This is a genomic window from Cryobacterium algoritolerans (assembly GCF_004402785.1).
Taxonomy (GTDB): domain Bacteria; phylum Actinomycetota; class Actinomycetes; order Actinomycetales; family Microbacteriaceae; genus Cryobacterium; species Cryobacterium algoritolerans.
In genome coordinates this window covers 53,131-67,846 of record NZ_SOFP01000009.1, presented here as the reverse complement: position 1 = coordinate 67,846, position 14,716 = coordinate 53,131, and the positions used below count along the sequence as shown (strand labels likewise).

At 64.2% G+C, this 14,716-nt stretch carries 23 protein-coding genes; 4 read left to right on the top strand and 19 right to left on the bottom strand.

Annotation, left to right across the window (positions count from 1 at the left end; all coding sequences use genetic code 11):
- Positions 1–122: 122 nt before the first annotated feature.
- Positions 123–479, top strand: a complete 357-nt coding sequence (locus E3O19_RS01465) for a hypothetical protein (protein ID WP_134564849.1) — start codon at positions 123–125, stop codon at positions 477–479.
- 290 nt (positions 480–769) lie between these two features.
- On the opposite strand, the gene E3O19_RS01460 is transcribed toward E3O19_RS01465, so the two are convergent.
- Together E3O19_RS01460 and E3O19_RS01455 are read right to left on the bottom strand one after the other, a co-directional pair.
- A complete protein-coding gene (locus E3O19_RS01460; protein ID WP_134564848.1) occupies positions 770–1,132 on the bottom strand; it encodes a helix-turn-helix domain-containing protein in 363 nt (120 codons plus the stop codon).
- Positions 1,133–1,159: 27 nt separating this feature from the next.
- Complete coding sequence (locus E3O19_RS01455) at positions 1,160–1,480, bottom strand: helix-turn-helix transcriptional regulator (protein ID WP_134564847.1); 321 nt, start codon at positions 1,478–1,480, stop codon at positions 1,160–1,162.
- A 104-nt stretch (positions 1,481–1,584) separates the two neighbouring features.
- Here E3O19_RS01455 and E3O19_RS01450 point away from each other — a divergent pair, with 104 nt between their 5' ends.
- Positions 1,585–1,965, top strand: coding sequence for a hypothetical protein (locus E3O19_RS01450; protein ID WP_134564846.1), 381 nt, complete (start codon positions 1,585–1,587; stop codon positions 1,963–1,965).
- Between the two features lie 119 nt (positions 1,966–2,084).
- On the top strand, positions 2,085–2,606 hold the full coding sequence (locus E3O19_RS01445) for a hypothetical protein (protein WP_134564845.1): 522 nt from the start codon (positions 2,085–2,087) through the stop codon (positions 2,604–2,606).
- 28 nt (positions 2,607–2,634) lie between these two features.
- Here the strand turns inward: E3O19_RS01445 and E3O19_RS01440 are convergent, their stop codons facing one another.
- From E3O19_RS01440 to E3O19_RS01370, 17 genes are all read right to left on the bottom strand, one after another.
- On the bottom strand, positions 2,635–2,967 hold the full coding sequence (locus E3O19_RS01440; protein ID WP_134564844.1) for a DUF2283 domain-containing protein: 333 nt from the start codon (positions 2,965–2,967) through the stop codon (positions 2,635–2,637).
- 235 nt (positions 2,968–3,202) lie between these two features.
- The gene (locus tag E3O19_RS01435) at positions 3,203–3,598 is read right to left on the bottom strand and encodes a DUF6941 family protein (protein WP_134564843.1); all 396 of its coding nucleotides are present in this window, start codon (positions 3,596–3,598) and stop codon (positions 3,203–3,205) included.
- Between the two features lie 60 nt (positions 3,599–3,658).
- Entirely contained in the window at positions 3,659–3,958 is a 300-nt protein-coding gene (locus tag E3O19_RS01430; protein ID WP_134564842.1) for a hypothetical protein, read from the bottom strand.
- Between the two features lie 14 nt (positions 3,959–3,972).
- Positions 3,973–4,215, bottom strand: coding sequence for a hypothetical protein (locus E3O19_RS01425; protein ID WP_134564841.1), 243 nt, complete (start codon positions 4,213–4,215; stop codon positions 3,973–3,975).
- A 55-nt stretch (positions 4,216–4,270) separates the two neighbouring features.
- On the bottom strand, positions 4,271–4,543 hold the full coding sequence (locus tag E3O19_RS01420; RefSeq protein ID WP_134564840.1) for a hypothetical protein: 273 nt from the start codon (positions 4,541–4,543) through the stop codon (positions 4,271–4,273).
- 52 nt (positions 4,544–4,595) lie between these two features.
- Positions 4,596–5,879 carry an SGNH/GDSL hydrolase family protein gene (locus E3O19_RS01415; RefSeq protein ID WP_134564839.1) on the bottom strand — a complete coding sequence of 428 codons (1,284 nt, stop codon included), beginning with the start codon at positions 5,877–5,879 and terminating at the stop codon, positions 4,596–4,598.
- A complete protein-coding gene (locus E3O19_RS17595) occupies positions 5,876–6,052 on the bottom strand; it encodes a hypothetical protein (protein WP_166804412.1) in 177 nt (58 codons plus the stop codon). Before E3O19_RS17595 ends, E3O19_RS01415 begins: the two co-directional genes overlap by 4 nt.
- Positions 6,053–6,077: 25 nt before the next feature.
- Positions 6,078–8,966 (bottom strand): hypothetical protein, encoded by a 2,889-nt coding sequence (locus tag E3O19_RS01410; protein WP_134564838.1) that lies wholly within the window; start codon positions 8,964–8,966, stop codon positions 6,078–6,080.
- Positions 8,967–8,968: 2 nt separating this feature from the next.
- Complete coding sequence (locus tag E3O19_RS17590; protein ID WP_166804411.1) at positions 8,969–9,121, bottom strand: hypothetical protein; 153 nt, start codon at positions 9,119–9,121, stop codon at positions 8,969–8,971.
- A complete protein-coding gene (locus E3O19_RS01405; RefSeq protein WP_134564837.1) occupies positions 9,121–9,900 on the bottom strand; it encodes a hypothetical protein in 780 nt (259 codons plus the stop codon). Before E3O19_RS01405 ends, E3O19_RS17590 begins: the two co-directional genes overlap by 1 nt.
- 76 nt (positions 9,901–9,976) lie before the next feature.
- Positions 9,977–10,360 carry a MerR family transcriptional regulator gene (locus tag E3O19_RS01400; RefSeq protein WP_134564836.1) on the bottom strand — a complete coding sequence of 128 codons (384 nt, stop codon included), beginning with the start codon at positions 10,358–10,360 and terminating at the stop codon, positions 9,977–9,979.
- A gap of 6 nt (positions 10,361–10,366) precedes the next feature.
- On the bottom strand, positions 10,367–10,687 hold the full coding sequence (locus tag E3O19_RS01395) for a hypothetical protein (protein ID WP_134564835.1): 321 nt from the start codon (positions 10,685–10,687) through the stop codon (positions 10,367–10,369).
- Positions 10,688–10,931: 244 nt separating this feature from the next.
- A complete protein-coding gene (locus tag E3O19_RS01390) occupies positions 10,932–12,170 on the bottom strand; it encodes a replicative DNA helicase (RefSeq protein ID WP_134564834.1) in 1,239 nt (412 codons plus the stop codon).
- Positions 12,167–12,490, bottom strand: coding sequence for a hypothetical protein (locus tag E3O19_RS01385; protein WP_134564833.1), 324 nt, complete (start codon positions 12,488–12,490; stop codon positions 12,167–12,169). The genes E3O19_RS01390 and E3O19_RS01385 overlap by 4 nt, the downstream gene beginning before the upstream one ends.
- Before the next feature lie 495 nt (positions 12,491–12,985).
- Positions 12,986–13,192 carry a hypothetical protein gene (locus E3O19_RS01380; RefSeq protein WP_134564832.1) on the bottom strand — a complete coding sequence of 69 codons (207 nt, stop codon included), beginning with the start codon at positions 13,190–13,192 and terminating at the stop codon, positions 12,986–12,988.
- A complete protein-coding gene (locus E3O19_RS01375; protein ID WP_134564831.1) occupies positions 13,192–13,704 on the bottom strand; it encodes a DUF6907 domain-containing protein in 513 nt (170 codons plus the stop codon). The genes E3O19_RS01380 and E3O19_RS01375 overlap by 1 nt, the downstream gene beginning before the upstream one ends.
- Before the next feature lie 101 nt (positions 13,705–13,805).
- Complete coding sequence (locus E3O19_RS01370; protein WP_134564830.1) at positions 13,806–14,006, bottom strand: helix-turn-helix transcriptional regulator; 201 nt, start codon at positions 14,004–14,006, stop codon at positions 13,806–13,808.
- Between the two features lie 108 nt (positions 14,007–14,114).
- Between E3O19_RS01370 and E3O19_RS01365 the strand changes: the two genes are divergently transcribed.
- Positions 14,115–14,705 carry a helix-turn-helix domain-containing protein gene (locus tag E3O19_RS01365; protein WP_134564829.1) on the top strand — a complete coding sequence of 197 codons (591 nt, stop codon included), beginning with the start codon at positions 14,115–14,117 and terminating at the stop codon, positions 14,703–14,705.
- Positions 14,706–14,716 lie beyond the last annotated feature (11 nt).

The following is a 14,716-nucleotide window of genomic DNA, read 5'->3' as shown; positions in this document are numbered from 1 at the left end:
GGACGAAGATTCTGCTCATGGTCGTCAGGCTACGCCAGCGGCAAGCATGGCGCGGATGAGCGACGTGCGCGCCGACACGAATTGGCACCGCTGATGTCGGTCGCCCGGGATAGCGTGGAGGCATGCCGACGACAACCCCGCTCTCCCCCGAGGTTAGGGTGAGCATCGGCGACCACATCGCGATGAAGTGGGGACGCAACGAGATCGCCCGACACTTCAACGTGTCCCCTGGAGTGGTCTCCAAGATCGCCCGTGAGCGAGGGCTCGGCTTCGAGAACACCCTGATGACCGCAGACGCGACCCGCTGCCACCAGATCGACATGTGGGCCCAGCGCGTAGACCGAGAGCAGGAGCTCTTTGAGCGGTACGCCGCACTCCCCGGGACCTCGAAAGCCGACGGGACGCCCACGAAACGAGAGAAGCGACTCAGCTACGCCCTCTACAACGTCACCCGACACCACAACGGCGTGTACCGCTGAGCCGCGCAGCTTGTCCCACCATGCGCAAGCTCGCACGTCCCCCAGAAGCCCACAGGACAGGCACAGAGCACCCGTTGCGGGACTGAGCACGGCGCCCGGTCACGCCTACGCGCACGCGGGTGAGGCGTACGCGGGTGCGTCAGTCCTACCAGCTCGGCCTGTCAGGCTCTGCCACCGCCGTCCTTGCCCGGGTCGAACGGCTGTCGAACGTTCGCGAGTCGATGACCTCCGTAGTGCGTAGGTCATCGTCATCGAGCCGCCGGCGCCGCGTGAGCGCGAAGGGTACTCACTCAGCGAGTAACCCCCGACGTGTTCTCTCCTCGGCGGACCATGTGGTCGCTGATGAAGTCCTCCAGGTCGGTCGCGCGGATCCGTTGATGCGGCCGTGTGTCGCCGAACTCCACGACGGGAAGCTTGCCCTCCCTGATCTGTTTGTAGACCCAGACCTTGGACATCTCGAGGAGGTCGGCGACAGCCGCAACCGAGTAGAGCTGTCGCGGGTCGCGAGTGACGATTCCTTGTCCGATATTTATCGACTCTCTATCCAGAATCCGTATCCACTCTCTATCCAGCGCGCTCCGAACTTCCTCACGCACCATCTCGCGGATAAGGAATTCGATAGTTGCTGGATAGGGATTGGATAGTCGACTCATTGTCCAGACGCTACGAGGTCGAGCACCTCAGGGCAGCTTTCTAGGCTGTGCCGCGATCCATTCGTCTACGTCGGATTCGAAGTAGCGGACGAGCCGGCCGAGCTTGAAGGAACGAGGGCCCTTGCGGAGGTGGCGCCAGTTGTAGAGGGTCTGAACGGCGACGCCCGTTTTCGCGCTGACGTCTTCCGGCGTGAGGGCCTGAGGACCTGATCCGAATCGAGGTGCCCGGACTGGCGTCGTCGCGCCGCGAATTCTCTCCGCGTCGGCCAGCGCCGCGCGCACCTCCTCCCGGACGATCTGTCGGATGGCGTCTTCGAGTAGGGCCCCGGGGCTTGCCGCGTGTCTCATGGCGGTCAGCATAGGTGACGCCGACAGCCTTGCATTCAGGCCCCACACGACTCAGAGTTGGTCGCGGAGACTACCGAACGGCCCTGCGAAGCAAAAGGAATGCCATGGACGAGATCACTGCCAGTCCCGACGACGACGCTGCGGCGGAGACCAGGCGGCGACTCGCGAAGGCGTGGGGTCCCGATTGGGATCAGGCCGCCATGGCAATGCCGTGCGAGTTCGAGGGATGTAGCGGCGTCGGGCACGACAACAGCCCGAACCCCGCGGAGTGGCGTCATGAGGTCGTGTCGGAGACGTTCGACGACGGCATAGTCCAGGCGGACATCTCAGCGTTCACGAACGGCGATCCGGTCCTGGGGGCAATCCACTTCGCTGGCGACGGCGAGATGACCGCGGCCGAGTTCCGCGCGGCAGCCGACAAGTACGAGGCCTTCCCGGCGTGGCTGCGGTCCCTCGCTGACCGCATGGACGCCCTGAGCGCCTGAACGCGGCCACAGCGACCCAGCGTCACCCAAGCTTCATCACGCCCTCTCTGGGGGTCTCCTGCGCCTTCTCACCCGTCACTGGTCCGCGCTAGCCTGCGACTAACAGTCCAGGGGGAACCATGCCAGTGCCATCTCTTGCTCGCCCGCCCGTCATCATCCTCGCCGGTCTCATCGCCCTCGCATTCACCGGGTGCACCTCGACTCCCTCGGCGCCCGCAGCGGCCACAGCGACGCCGACTCCATACTCGACCGAGGCGTCCGTCAGCCAATGGGACTCAGTCGTGGCTGGCCAGAAAGACACGCTCGACCGGTGGCAGACGAAGTGGGACAAGGACCAGTGCTCGGGTTCGGATGGTTCGACGTCGCCGTGCCGGGGTGAACTCCTCGAAGGCTCGATGATCGCGAGCACAATCAGCATGACTCTAGGTACCGGGGCGGGCAAGGACACACCTCCCGCGGAGATCAGCGGTCTCTACGCCTCCACGGCCGGGCTGGCACACGACGCAGCCGCCGCCGGCCAAGCTTGGCAGGACTCATGCAACGCCACGGCAGCGCCAGAGTGCGCCGGCCTGAGCGGCAGCATGGAGATCTCCATGCGAGTGCTCAGCATGACGTTTGCGAAGTGGGCGCCGTACCTTTAGTCGCTCAGTTTGCCTGCAAGTCCGGCCGTCACTTTGTGCTGACGAGCACTCCGCTTCGCGCCGGGGCGGCAACCCCGTCGGTCCCGTGATGAAGGGAGAAAGCCGCTCCGACGTTCGGACGAAGGAGACGCAACAGCTCGACGTCCTTGCTGTGGACGTGGAATTCGTCGATGAGTCGCTGGAAAGGAATTTCGCCATCGATGCGAAGAACTTCGATGCCAACGACGACGTTCATCGCGTCCAAGTCGACCAGAACCACGTCAGTGACATGCTTCGTCGAAGCGACCGGCTCATCGGACATCGCAATGTATGCGGCGTTAGCCTCGATGTCGATCGAGACCTTGAAGCGTGACGTTGTCATTGCTCCTCATCCTTCCATGCCGTGCTCTTGATCGTGAGTGTATCCGATTGTGGCCATTTGGAACCCACTACCCAAATGACTAACAGCCGGCCTCCAGCAGTTCTTCCCGTAATGCACGTGGAGTCCTCAGGAGTCGGCCATGTAGACACGATATTGGCGAGTGCTTCGTCAACCTGGTCGGTTGTAATGTTCCGTTGCTTCATTCGCATCAGGTAGTGCGCTGTGACCCGGTATCTCACTGCGACGCAAGTTCGACGTTGAATGCCAGACGCCGCACCTGCTCGCCGCCTATGAAGATCAGAACCTCGTACAGGCCAGGCGACGTCAGCGGCACTTGCGCGGTGACGGTGAAAAGCAGACCGATCTTCCCATCATACGGGCGAACGTCGGGGCCCGGCTCTATCGGTCCAGATACGCCGATCTCGTATGACTTGTCCGGAGGGAGGATCTTGATTCCCAGATCCACCGGCCCCTCGGACTCATCGGCGCGGATTCGACCAGCGACCGTGGTAATCCATGCAGTCGGGAAGCTCGGGACAATTGCATGGGTGTAGCTGGCGCCGAGCGCTGATATCTTTCCGCCCTCGATCTGCGCGTAGTCAGCCAGAAATGCATAATCAAGTTCAGCCATGTGGGGAGCATATCGCTGTGCTCGAACCGATCGACGGCGAGACGGTGGCCTTTGGCGCGTTTACCTCAGCAAGAACCTCATCGTGTCACGACGCACGAGCCGAATGCTCCGCTCCTTGATCCCGTATTTGTAGCGCAGGTTTGTTTGCGCGAGCTTCCGCCCCCGGATCCTCGCCTTCAGCGCGGCCATGCGACGCTCGGTGAAGGTGACGTAGTCGAGGTGCTCAGCGACGAGAGCGTGTATGGTGGTCAGCCAGGCGTCGTTCTCAGCACGGTCGGCGCCGAGGGTCTCCAACTGCATCGCCTCATTCGCCAGGGCCGCCCATGCCTCATTGTCAGACGATGCCGGCCACTCACGCACGACTCCCCCGCGGCTCACGGTCGAAGCATCTCCGACTGGTGCTCACGTGCGATCTCCGCTGCCACCTCGCGGGTCAGCACCGCTTGTACTGAGTTCTGAGACTTAGCTTGGCGGGCGCCCTTCGCCATACGATGCCCAAAGGCGAGGAGCAGGGCTCGGGTGGCCACTCGCAGCTCATCGGGCGTGAGCTCCTGCGCCTCGAGCTTCGCCATTTCCTCCTTGTGCCAGGCGAGCGCCTCACGGTTTGACGCACCCACAGCGCTCCCCCGGGCACGGCTCGCGCGACCCTGAAGGCCTTCCGGACTCTTCGACCTACCGGCCATGACTCGACCCCTTCAACTTGATGTCACGCTCGAGCAGCTTGGCCGGCGTGTTGTCCCTCTTCGCGCGGCCCTCCGAGCGCTTGTGCCGCCGGACCAGATCCCCCATGAGGTTCGCCTTGGCCTTCTGCCGCTCGGCTTCCGTGAGGCCGAGGGAGTCTATCTTGCGTTCTTCCTCGACGTACCAGTCGGCGTCCATGGCAGCTGCGGACTCTGCCGCCCTGGCGCGCTGTCTCTTCGCCCGCTTGAGCAGGTCATCAGTCATTTGTGGTGCCTATCTGCAGGGTGATCCTGCTATTTGGGTCGGATAGCAGGGGTTACACGAGGGCGGCGGCGATGTTGCGTGCCAGTGAGGCTCCCAGCCACGCCGACCCTGCATCGTTGGGATGTGTGCCGTCCGAGGTGATGTAGAGGTCGCTGTTGCCAATGCCCGTCGTTGCACCGACCCGACCCTGACCAGTGAAGATCGGCACGGGGACAGTGTCCACGAATGTCGCCCCCGAGGCCACGCAGCCAGCAGCTATGGCGGTACTCATGGCGGCGTAGACGCCCGGTGTGGCCCCGGCGAACAGGGGACCGGTGACGACGAGCGATCGGAGATTCGGCAGCGCCGCGCGGATAGATGCGAGGACGGCTTGCACCTGCGCGGTGATGGCAGCGTTTGTGAATCCGGTGTCGTTATGGCCCAGCGCGATGATCACGTCAGTTGGGTTGTGGGCGATCACGTCCGTTTGTAAGCGGGCCGCAATGTTGGTGTACGAGCCAGCAGCGAGCCAGCCGGTCGAGCCGACCCCCGCGTTCACGAAGTCCTGAAAGCCGAGGGCCTGCGCCATGTACGAGACACACGTCCCGAGTGGCGGTGTACCGCCGCCGCCGAAGTACGAGTCCCCGACCGCCACGAGCCGCCGCTTCGGGGCGGCAAGAGCGCGAACCGTGTCGTTGACCTGAAAGTTGATCCCGAGGAAGAGGTCGTTTGTCCCGCAAAGTTCGACAGTGATTCGGCGTACCGCGCGCGTGGCGAAAGTCGCTTTCACCTCTGAGTAGCTGTTACTCACACCGCCCAGTGTCACGGGGTACTGCGTGACATACTCCCCGTCAACCATGATGCGGAACTGATTGCTAGCGAACTGGCGAAGAGTCAGGGAGAAGATAGTTCCATCGAACAGGAAGCTGGGACGAACGATCTGCGGGCTGCCCGCGCTGGACGGGGACCAGACAGCAGTGTACGGACCGAGAGTTGAACTTCCGGGTGTTGGTGGCGTCGAGCCCACCCCCAGCGGAAGGTACGCGGTGAGGTCGTTAGCCAGGATTGACGTGTAGCTCTGCCCTGGCAGGGTCTTGGGCGTGGGGACCGTAGTCCCGCCGCTCGTATCATTGGTCACGAGCACGGTCGGGGGAGATGCCATGAGCCTAGGCGTGATGCTCGGGAGCAGCGCCGTGCGTGCTGCATACGTGGCTGATTGCAGGATTGCGGCCGGAGATGCCGGGTTGGTGATGTCGACGTCCGCGACACCCTGTTCGAGATGGTTGAGATCTGCCGCGGTGATCGGAGTGTTCCCCGTCACGAAGTCCGCCCAGATTTTGCGGATGTAGCTGGTCAATTTGATCTCCTCGGGTGAGTCTGTCGATCAAAGGTCTGGGCATCGTCCGGATCGCCGCTGCCGACCGGATAGGCCGCAGCACCTGGGTGGGTGGCCTCGCCTGGGTAGAAGCCCGCGGGCTCAGCCGCGCTGCCTCTTTCTCCCCCGGCTGGATTGAGATTGTCTTCGGTCATTTGTGTCTCCATTCGCTGGTTCATGTTAGAAAGCTGCTCGCTGCATGCCCGTGGACAGGCCCACCTTGCGGTCTCCCGCCGCACGGTTGATCAGGAACGTCGCCTCACCGTTCGCTACTTCGCGAATCCAACCGAACAGGGACCCTTCGGCGTAGATCGGGCGATTGGATGGCGCAGAGTTCGCAGGCGCGGGAGACGCCGCCACAGCGCCAGCCATGAGCGTGTGCGGGACGCGCCCGGCGCTGATCGCCTTGAGCAGCGGCCGGTTCCTGTCGGCCTGACCGTTCTTGTTCGAAATGACTTCTTCGCCGACGGAGAGCATGTGCGGAACCGAGTCGGACGATGCCGTGCCCGGACCGAAGACCGTGCCGCCGTCTGCCTTCTTCAGCACGCCCACGCCCGTGCCCATCACCTGGTCGACGGTCATCACCGTGCGCATGAGCGACGGGATCTGGCCGAGCTTGAACTGATATGCGGCGAGGTCAGCGGATGCCTGTGCAGCGTCTAGTTCGAGCTTGGTCGGCGGAATTGTGTCCGGGATTTTGAACAGGGTGTCGACGTATTTCTGCACCTGGTCCGCGTCCTCGCCGTGGGCGATCGCGTTCTTGATGATCTCGTCTTTCATCGAGATCAGCTTCGCCTTGGTGTCGTCGGCGCTGCCGCCGTTGTCGCGGAACGCTTGCGCGTTGGCTTCGGCCGCCGTGGTGAGCCCGATCAGCTCGCCGCGGTTCTTCACCGCGGATGCCGTCATGCCCTCGAGGAGCGTGTCGGCGCGGTTGATCTCCTTGCCTGCGGCGTTGATGTGCGTGGACATGTTGGCGATCTGAGAGTCGAACTGGTTCTGCGCGCCGGCCGCCGAGAGGGTCTTCCCGTTGAGAAGGTCCAGGGACTGCTTGAGCAGCTCCGCTGCGGTACCTTGCAGCTTCATCGCATCCGAGGTTGCCTTGAGCTGAGCTGCAGTCTTTCCCTGGGTAACCGTGGCCGCGAGGTACTCGTCAACTGTCATGCCGTACCGCTTAGCGAGCTCGCTCACCGACGCGCCTTGGGCGTCAGTCGATGCCGTGGTGACACCGTTGGCCTCAGCGGTTAGCTTCAGGTCCGCAATGGATTGGTGCAGCGCAGAACCGTTCACCCCGAGAGCATCGGTGACGTTGGCGATCGAAGCCTTCGTCGCCTTCTGCGAATCAGTCAGACCAGTCCCCGACACCTTGTAGAGGCCGGCCTTCACTGCCGCGTCGCCCATGGCAGAGTTCAGAGCGATCTGCGCGGGCACATTGCCGAGGGTGGCGTCGGTGACGAGTTTCGCGGAGATGCCAAGCTGCTTCCCGGCGGCCAGCGTACCGGAGGCCATGAGCTGCTGGATGGCCTGCTGGCGCACGTTCTCGCCGATGGCACCCGAGTCGGCCTTGAGCGCGGCCGTGTAGGAGTCTGTGACAGCGGTGGCCTGCTGGGTCGCTGCGGCAGACACCGCGAACACAGCCACGAGGGCAGACACGCCAGCGACGATCCAGCCAATGGGGCCGGTGGCGATCTCCATGGAGACTCCGAGCAGCCCGATGGAGTTCGTCGTGAGTGCGACAGCCTCGGTGACGGCCGCGAGCATGGGGGCGATGAAACCCCACAGTTTGAACGCGCCCACACCGGCCAGCACGGCACCGGTGAGGGTGGCCAGCACGTCCACGGGGATGCCGTTGATCGCCTCGGAGATCCCGGTGAGGACAGAGAGTCCGATCGTTCCGAGGGGTGCCAGGGCTTCGAGGATGTGCATGATCGCTTGGGCGACCGCGGCGAGCGTGGTCTCCACCTGCGGGAGGGTCGCCATCGCGTAGTTCGCGAAGGTCTGCAGCCCGCCGTTGCCCGTCCACGACTTGAATCCGGCCGAGAGCCGTTCGACCCAGCCAGCGATCGACATCATCAGCGGCTCGAGCACGCGTGCGCCCTGCAGGGAACCGGCGAAGACGTTCGTGGCGCTGCGGCCGAGGAACCCGGTGAACTCGCCCACCTGACGGTTGAGCATGGGCATGCTGTTGTTCAGGTCACTGGTGGCGGTGTGGAACGACGACAGCATGGACACGGCGCCCGTGTGGGCGAGCGTGTCGAGGTCACCCTTGAGTTCACGGATGCCCGCGGTGTACTCCTGGCCAGCGGTGGTGCCTGCGGCCATCTCGTCATGGATACCCTTCACGGCGACGACGCCAGAGATGCCCATCATCGTGAGCGCGCCGGCGGCACCGATGGTGAACGCGGCGAGGGGGACCATCATCGGGACGAGTGCGGCCACGGCGGCGGCGATCATGCCCGTGCGGGACACGTTCGTCGAGTTGGCCTGGTTGGCCTTGACGGTCGCGGCCGTCTGGGTCTCCTGCGCGGCAGCTTCGGCGAGAGCGGACTCGGCGGCCTTGCGCTGGGCGGCGGCGAGAGCATCCTCGGCGAGAGCCGCCCGGGTCGCGGCAGCGTCGGAACGCTTGACAGCCTCGGAGAGGGCGAGTTCAGCGGCGGCAACCTGCGCGGCGGTTCGCTTGCGCTTGTCCCGCTGCTCCTCGAACTTCATCTCCGCGACGATTGCCCGGGCGGTGGCCGATTCCGACGCGGCCTCGGCGAGGGCCAGGCGGCGCTCTGCGGCGGCGACAGCGTCGACCTTGGCGGCGGCACCGGTGGAAGCGGAACCGCTGGCAGGGGTCGACGTGGCCGTGACCGACGACGTGGTGTGCACGCCGGCGGCCTCGGCTGCACGCCGGACCTGTTCGAGCTTCGCCAGGGCCGCCGCGACATCCGCGTCGATCTTGATCTTCGGCTCGAGCGCACCGAGTTCGCGGACGTCGGTCTTCGTCTTCTGCATGTCCGCGAGCCAGTGGTCGCGGTCCATGGACAAACGGCCCACGATCGAGCCCACAGTCGTGGGTCCCTGGTCCATGGTCAGCTCCCCGTGTGGCGCGCGCTGGTCCGCACGTTGCCCGCTTCGTCCCGCTCGACACCCATGAGGTCATCGAGCTCACCGGCACGGTGGGCGGCGTCGACTTGCTCGGGCGTCGCGACCCTCAGCCACGACTCGGTGCGCTGCTCGGCCATCAGCCGAACACCTGCGCGAGAGTCAGCTTCTGCATGCCGTGACGCTTGATTTCCTCAGCGGTGTACGGCTTGTCGACGTGAATGATCGAGCCGCCCGCGCCGCGGTAGAAGTGCCCCTCTCGCGAGATGGCCTCGCTCGTGTCGATGGCAGCCAGATCCTCATAGAGTGCCCCCGCAGAGAGCGCCGTTGTCTGCGTGAAGATCTGCTCACGCTTGAATCCCGGCTTCTCGAGCACCTTCATGAGGACGCGCTGAATGTACCCGCCACTGGCCACAAGACTCATCTCGCGCTCGCCCGCCTGGATGTCCCCGACGCTGGTCTGCGGGTTGTACGACAGACGCCCGTGCTCGGCGGGAGGCACGATGTTCGCGGAGGTTTTCGCCGGAACTCCGAGATCGATCATCCGCTTGCGCCAGTCCGCGATGTCGTCGTTCCGAGTCTGGACCGCCTCGACGAAAGTGGTGACCGCGTTCTCGACATCGAGGAGGAGCGCGCCGAATCGCTCGCCGCTGTCGCCAGCGCATTCCTCCATCTCGGTGCGGATCTTGGTCAGCTGCTCCTGGCGCCGAGCCTCTGTGGCCTGCGCGGCCTTCTTCCGAGTGAACTCAGCGCGCAGCTTGGCGAACCGGCCCAGTGACTCCTGTGCGGTGATCTGCTCGTGAGTGACTGACTCGTCACCCGACATCACCGCCTCCTCGAGGGAGGCGACAAGCGCCTGAGCTTCTGCAGCCTCGACGTCGGCCGCGCGCACGTCGGCGTCGGTGTACTCGACGGCCATCAGATGCCCCTCGACGTGGAGAGTGCCACCGCTGTGCAGGCATGGCCTGTGGCGAAGTCGTGATGAATGTGAATGGTCATGATGTGTTGCTCCTAAGAACGTTGGTCAGGCTGTCGATGTCGATCTGCCACGATCTGGTACCGAAGCGACGGGCCAGAATCTGCCCATTCGCCGCGAGCCGGCGGACTTGTCGCTCACTTCGATCGACTCGCCTTGCCGCCTCCTTCGGGGTAACCCAAGTGGCTACCTCCACACTTACAAGAGGGCGTCCGACACCGGACACGAACGTGTCGGGGACGGGCTCCCCCGACGCCGCAGCGAGCGCCTCCATGACATCGGCGGCGAAGAGGGGCGGCACCTTCCCGTTCGTGCGCAGCTGCGTCCGCACGTCGCGGATCAGGGACCGCATCACCCAGTTCGCCACCTGGCCGCGCAGAAGCTCATCCAGCTCGGCGGTCACCCCGGTTCACCGTGCCGACTGTTCGTCGATGGCCCGTTCGATCATGGATTCCAGATGATGCTTTGCGATGCCCTGCACCATCTCGGCCGTCTGCGCCGGACCCTCTGCCGCAGCAAATTCGAGCAGGGTGCAGAAATGCACGGTCAACGCGCTCGCGATGTCCATCAATGCTGTGATCTGGGACTCTGCGTCTTCGGTGAGTTGCCAGATGATGCGCGCCGGATTCCGATCGCCCTCGAGGATGTAGCTCTCGGCGATACGCGAGACGGCCGCATGTGCAATGACGGCACGCCGGCGCGTTTCGCTGGTAGTCACTGGATCCGCCATCCGTCAGCGCGGTCACGTCTGCAGCGATCACAGGGCAACGGATAGTTCGGGTGGGAACTGCACTCGCTGCCCGGGATGTACCCGGATCGCGAGAACAGGGCCGAGAGGCGCACATCCTCCGCATGGTCGATCGAGTCGCCGGCGTTGGCGACGTCGAGGTCGCATGTGGCACACCGGGGCGGGAACACCTCCCCCACGTGTGCCTCGCAGCGCCCACCGCCGTCCAACTCGGCGAGCCGGGCGCTCACCAGGTCCTCCCGTCGGTGACGCTCATGAACTCGCCCGCCCATTCCATGCGGAGCACCCCAGTCGCGCCGTGCCGGTTCTTGGCCACGAGCATGTCGAAGTCGGTGGACGCGGTGTCCGTGGCCTCCATGTCGCGGTGGAGCAGGATTACGAGGTCGGCATCCTGCTCGATGGCACCCGACTCGCGAAGGTCCGACATCGCCGGCCGCTTGTCACCCCGAGACTCCGCGTTGCGGTTCAACTGGGACAAGGCGATCACAGGCACGTCGAGGTCTCGGGCGAGCAGCTTGAGCTGCCGCGATGCCTCCGTGACGACCTCCAAGCGTTTCGCCCCGGACTCCCCGCTGATCAGCTGCAGGTAGTCCACGACGACCCCGGCGAGATTGCCCTCGCGTGCCACCGACCGCGCGTGCGTGCGAATGTCATTCACCGTGACCGAGCCGCGGTCATCGAATGCGATCGACTGCGGCGTCGAACCGCGCCACGCATCGATCTTCGACTTCACGAACTCAGGCAGCGGTGCCGGCTTCTCGAGGATCGCGTGGGCAACACCCGCGCCGGCCGAGATACAGCGCAGGTGAAGCTCGTGCTCGGGCATCTCGAGCGAGGAGTACGCGACTGCCCCGTGCTCAGCGAGCTCGAGCGCGATCTGAATCGACACAGCCGTCTTGCCCACACCAGGCCGAGCGCCGAACACGTACAGCGCGCCGGGTCGAAACCCGCCGATGGAGTCCGTGAGCGAGCGCCAGGGCGTTGGTACCGAGCGGGACGGCTTGCCGATCCCCTCGATGGTGTCGCCGATGGTGTCGGCCATGAACGTCACTCGGCGGCGCTGCAACCCGACAGCCTCATCGACCTCGCGCCGAGCCCGGTCCGTGAGATCTGACATGCCGAGCGTCTTGGACCATTCGGAGATCCGAACCCCGGCGGCGTTGACCCGGCGCCGGACCGCAGCCTCGCGCACCATGTCAGCGTGAAACCCAGTGTTGATCGTGTGCGGTACTTGGTCGCTCAGCGTCCACAGGAACGCCGCGTGCGTCGGAATCTCCCCGCCGAGCGTCGTGGGGTCCACCGGGCGATTTTCGGAGCGCATGCGGCGCATCGTGTCGAAGATGTCGCCGAAACGACCATCGTTGAAGTCAGCGCCGGTCAGGATCAGATCGTCGAGCTTGGCCCCGTTCGAGTCCAGCACGCCGGCCAGCACGGACAGTTCCGCGAAACCCAGCTCGTCGCTCATGCGGCACCGCCCAGGGCGCGCAGGTTGCCCCAGCCGCCACCGTCAGCGGGCGCAGTCTCGTCTTCCCACTTGCGATCGCGGATCCAGCCCGCCGGGAGCTTCACGAACTTCGGGTCGTCGCCCTTGACCTTGCGAGCGTAGGCATCGGCCGCGGCACTGAGATCCTGGAGAGCCGGCATCGTGCGGGCCTTCCGGGTGGCCTCCCACGCCTTCCAGGCATCACCCTTGGACTCCTTGCGGGGGTAGTGCTTCCACCACTCCTCGAACGATGCAGAGTATGGCGACTTTGGCAGGCTGTCTCGTTCACCAACGGTGGACAAGTCTTTTGTCTTTATCGGTACGGGTCGGGTCGGGTCGGGGCCATCGTCTTGCCTTCCGCTTGCCATAGCTTTGCCATCGTTTGCCATAGCTTTGCCATCCGTTTGCCATCGAGCGGCTGCACCCTTGGCACCCGCGGCCGATCGCTTGGCCGAGACGTCGGCGCGCTTCGCGAGGGTGTCCGCACGGCTCGGCTGATATTCGTGCCAATCGTGAGCGACGTACTCTGCCGGTCCGGCTTCACCGCACTCCGAGTGCTCGCAAGTCGTACCAGGCGCATGCCACAGTTGGACGCGCACCAGCTCGTCAGCCTGCCTGAGCGACCCCCCGAGCTCCTCAGGGACGAAGTCAGGTATCCGGCCATCCGTGAGTTCCCGAGCGCTCCATGCCCCGCATAACGTCCAGAGCCCTACGGTCTCCATACGGACATCGCGAGGAATCGCGAGGACCTTCTTCGACGTATTCAAACCGTCGTCTACTTTGAACCACGGCATCAGCTACATGCCTCCCGATGGCGTGTCGTCGCGCGTGATCTCGATGAACTTGCCAGTCATCGTCGCCATCTCGAAGAGCTTGGTGCCGAGTGCGATGGCCTCGGCCGGCGTGAGGTGCTCGGCGTGCTCCTCCTCGGCCCCGTCAGGGCACACGACGATAACGACGGAGGGGACGAGGCCGCTCGACCCCGTCGTGACGTAGGCGGCCACTAGCGCGCAGTCTTGGTGATGATGAAGCGGTCGCGAGGGATCTCAGGCTGGTTGTCGCCATTGCACAGGAACGCCATCGTCAGAGTTCCCGGTTCCACTTCCCATCCGCTGCGGTTGGTTACCTTGTAGTCGGCCAAATCGCCGACTGCCAGGTCGGCGGTCGGCGTTGCGGCGAGGTCTTCGTCGGCTTCAGCGCGCACCTTCGCGGCCAGAATCTGCAGCTCGTCGGCGAGCATGAGCAGTTCGGCGCTCGAGTAGCTCGCCACGAGGCTGATCTCGACGACGGTCCGAGGCCCGCCATCGTCGACACACTGCTCGTGCCAGGTCGTGACAAGGGAGCCTTCTTCGATCCGCCCCGCGGAGAATTCGTCCAGGACGCGTGGGGCGCCACTGTGCGACCGCTCGTCGACGTCCTGCCAGCCGTGCTGCGTCGTGCACCAGTTCACCGGGCACGAATCCGCCGGCACTGTCTCGATCGAGGTGGTCTCAGGTACGATGGTGCTAGATTTCATTGGTTCGATTTCCTTGCTTGCGTTTGGGATGGGACTGATTGGCCTCGGCACTGTTGGCGCAGTGACGGGGCCGTTTTCTTTAGCGGCGACTGCTCGCCCGCTCATACGGCGGCCAGTGCCGTTCCGATGCGTGCCGTTCCTTCGACCCACTCGATGACTTCCGACTCGAGGTAGACGACGGTCTTAGGCGTCGGCTTCCGGTACTTCGGCCCCTTGCCGGTGAAGCGAAGCTGCGCGAGCCCGCTCTTCGTTAGGCCTGGGACTATTTCGCAAACCTGTTCGGCCGAGAGATATTTGGACATCTTGCCTCCTGTGTCATATTGGCGTTTTTCGCCCTGTTTGAATCGCTAAATGGACAGTAACACACGATTCGCTCTTATGACCACTGATACAGGGTCTAGGCTGTCGCCATGACACAAGCAGGAACTGACTCAATCGGGCGTCGCATCGCCAAGTACCGCCGCGTCATGGGAATCGCCACAGCGAAGGATCTCGCTGGTCGCATCGGAAGCGAGACACTCAGCGCGTCGGTAATCCAGAACATCGAGAGCGGCAGAAAGGCGGACCTATCGGTTTCTCAGCTGCTCAACATTTCGCGAGGCCTCGGAATCTCCCCGGTCCTGCTGCTTGCCTCAATCGATCGACCTTTCGACCCACTGGACCTGACAGGTCTGAGCCCGTACGTTGCGAAGATGACGGGCGCCGAACTGGACGCCTGGATCTCGGGCACGAGTAACGAGACAGTCGCCGGCTACTCGTATCTCGCTATCGTTCAGCAGATTGCCCGGCGAGACCTACGCCAGCTGATGCGCTGGTACGAGGACTGGGTGATTTTTGAGCGAGACTTCGAAGCTTCGAAGGACGAGATCACGCCTGAACAGCAACAGGCAGAGCTCGCGACTCACGCGGCGGACACGGAGCGCATCGGAGCAACCTACAAGCGACTGACCGAGTTCGTAGACGTATCTTGGGCAAAAGGCCCATGGTCTGCCGATGGGTAGCGCCTGGGCCG

What these genes read in the sequence shown, in the direction of transcription:
- E3O19_RS01435 (WP_134564843.1), bottom strand. Translation starts at nt 3,598, where the DNA reads ATGGCTGAACTTGATTATGCATTTCTGGCTGACTACGCGCAGATCGAG.
- E3O19_RS01465 (WP_134564849.1), top strand. Translation starts at nt 123, where the DNA reads ATGCCGACGACAACCCCGCTCTCCCCCGAGGTTAGGGTGAGCATCGGC.
- E3O19_RS01405 (WP_134564837.1), bottom strand. Translation starts at nt 9,900, where the DNA reads ATGGCCGTCGAGTACACCGACGCCGACGTGCGCGCGGCCGACGTCGAG.
- E3O19_RS01420 (WP_134564840.1), bottom strand. Translation starts at nt 4,543, where the DNA reads ATGACTGATGACCTGCTCAAGCGGGCGAAGAGACAGCGCGCCAGGGCG.
- E3O19_RS17590 (WP_166804411.1), bottom strand. Translation starts at nt 9,121, where the DNA reads ATGGCCGAGCAGCGCACCGAGTCGTGGCTGAGGGTCGCGACGCCCGAG.
- E3O19_RS01390 (WP_134564834.1), bottom strand. Translation starts at nt 12,170, where the DNA reads ATGAGCGACGAGCTGGGTTTCGCGGAACTGTCCGTGCTGGCCGGCGTG.
- E3O19_RS01440 (WP_134564844.1), bottom strand. Translation starts at nt 2,967, where the DNA reads ATGACAACGTCACGCTTCAAGGTCTCGATCGACATCGAGGCTAACGCC.
- E3O19_RS01370 (WP_134564830.1), bottom strand. Translation starts at nt 14,006, where the DNA reads ATGTCCAAATATCTCTCGGCCGAACAGGTTTGCGAAATAGTCCCAGGC.
- E3O19_RS01375 (WP_134564831.1), bottom strand. Translation starts at nt 13,704, where the DNA reads ATGAAATCTAGCACCATCGTACCTGAGACCACCTCGATCGAGACAGTG.
- E3O19_RS01455 (WP_134564847.1), bottom strand. Translation starts at nt 1,480, where the DNA reads ATGAGACACGCGGCAAGCCCCGGGGCCCTACTCGAAGACGCCATCCGA.
- E3O19_RS01410 (WP_134564838.1), bottom strand. Translation starts at nt 8,966, where the DNA reads ATGGACCAGGGACCCACGACTGTGGGCTCGATCGTGGGCCGTTTGTCC.
- E3O19_RS01445 (WP_134564845.1), top strand. Translation starts at nt 2,085, where the DNA reads ATGCCAGTGCCATCTCTTGCTCGCCCGCCCGTCATCATCCTCGCCGGT.
- E3O19_RS01365 (WP_134564829.1), top strand. Translation starts at nt 14,115, where the DNA reads ATGACACAAGCAGGAACTGACTCAATCGGGCGTCGCATCGCCAAGTAC.
- E3O19_RS01450 (WP_134564846.1), top strand. Translation starts at nt 1,585, where the DNA reads ATGGACGAGATCACTGCCAGTCCCGACGACGACGCTGCGGCGGAGACC.
- E3O19_RS17595 (WP_166804412.1), bottom strand. Translation starts at nt 6,052, where the DNA reads ATGACCGAAGACAATCTCAATCCAGCCGGGGGAGAAAGAGGCAGCGCG.
- E3O19_RS01460 (WP_134564848.1), bottom strand. Translation starts at nt 1,132, where the DNA reads ATGAGTCGACTATCCAATCCCTATCCAGCAACTATCGAATTCCTTATC.
- E3O19_RS01395 (WP_134564835.1), bottom strand. Translation starts at nt 10,687, where the DNA reads ATGGCGGATCCAGTGACTACCAGCGAAACGCGCCGGCGTGCCGTCATT.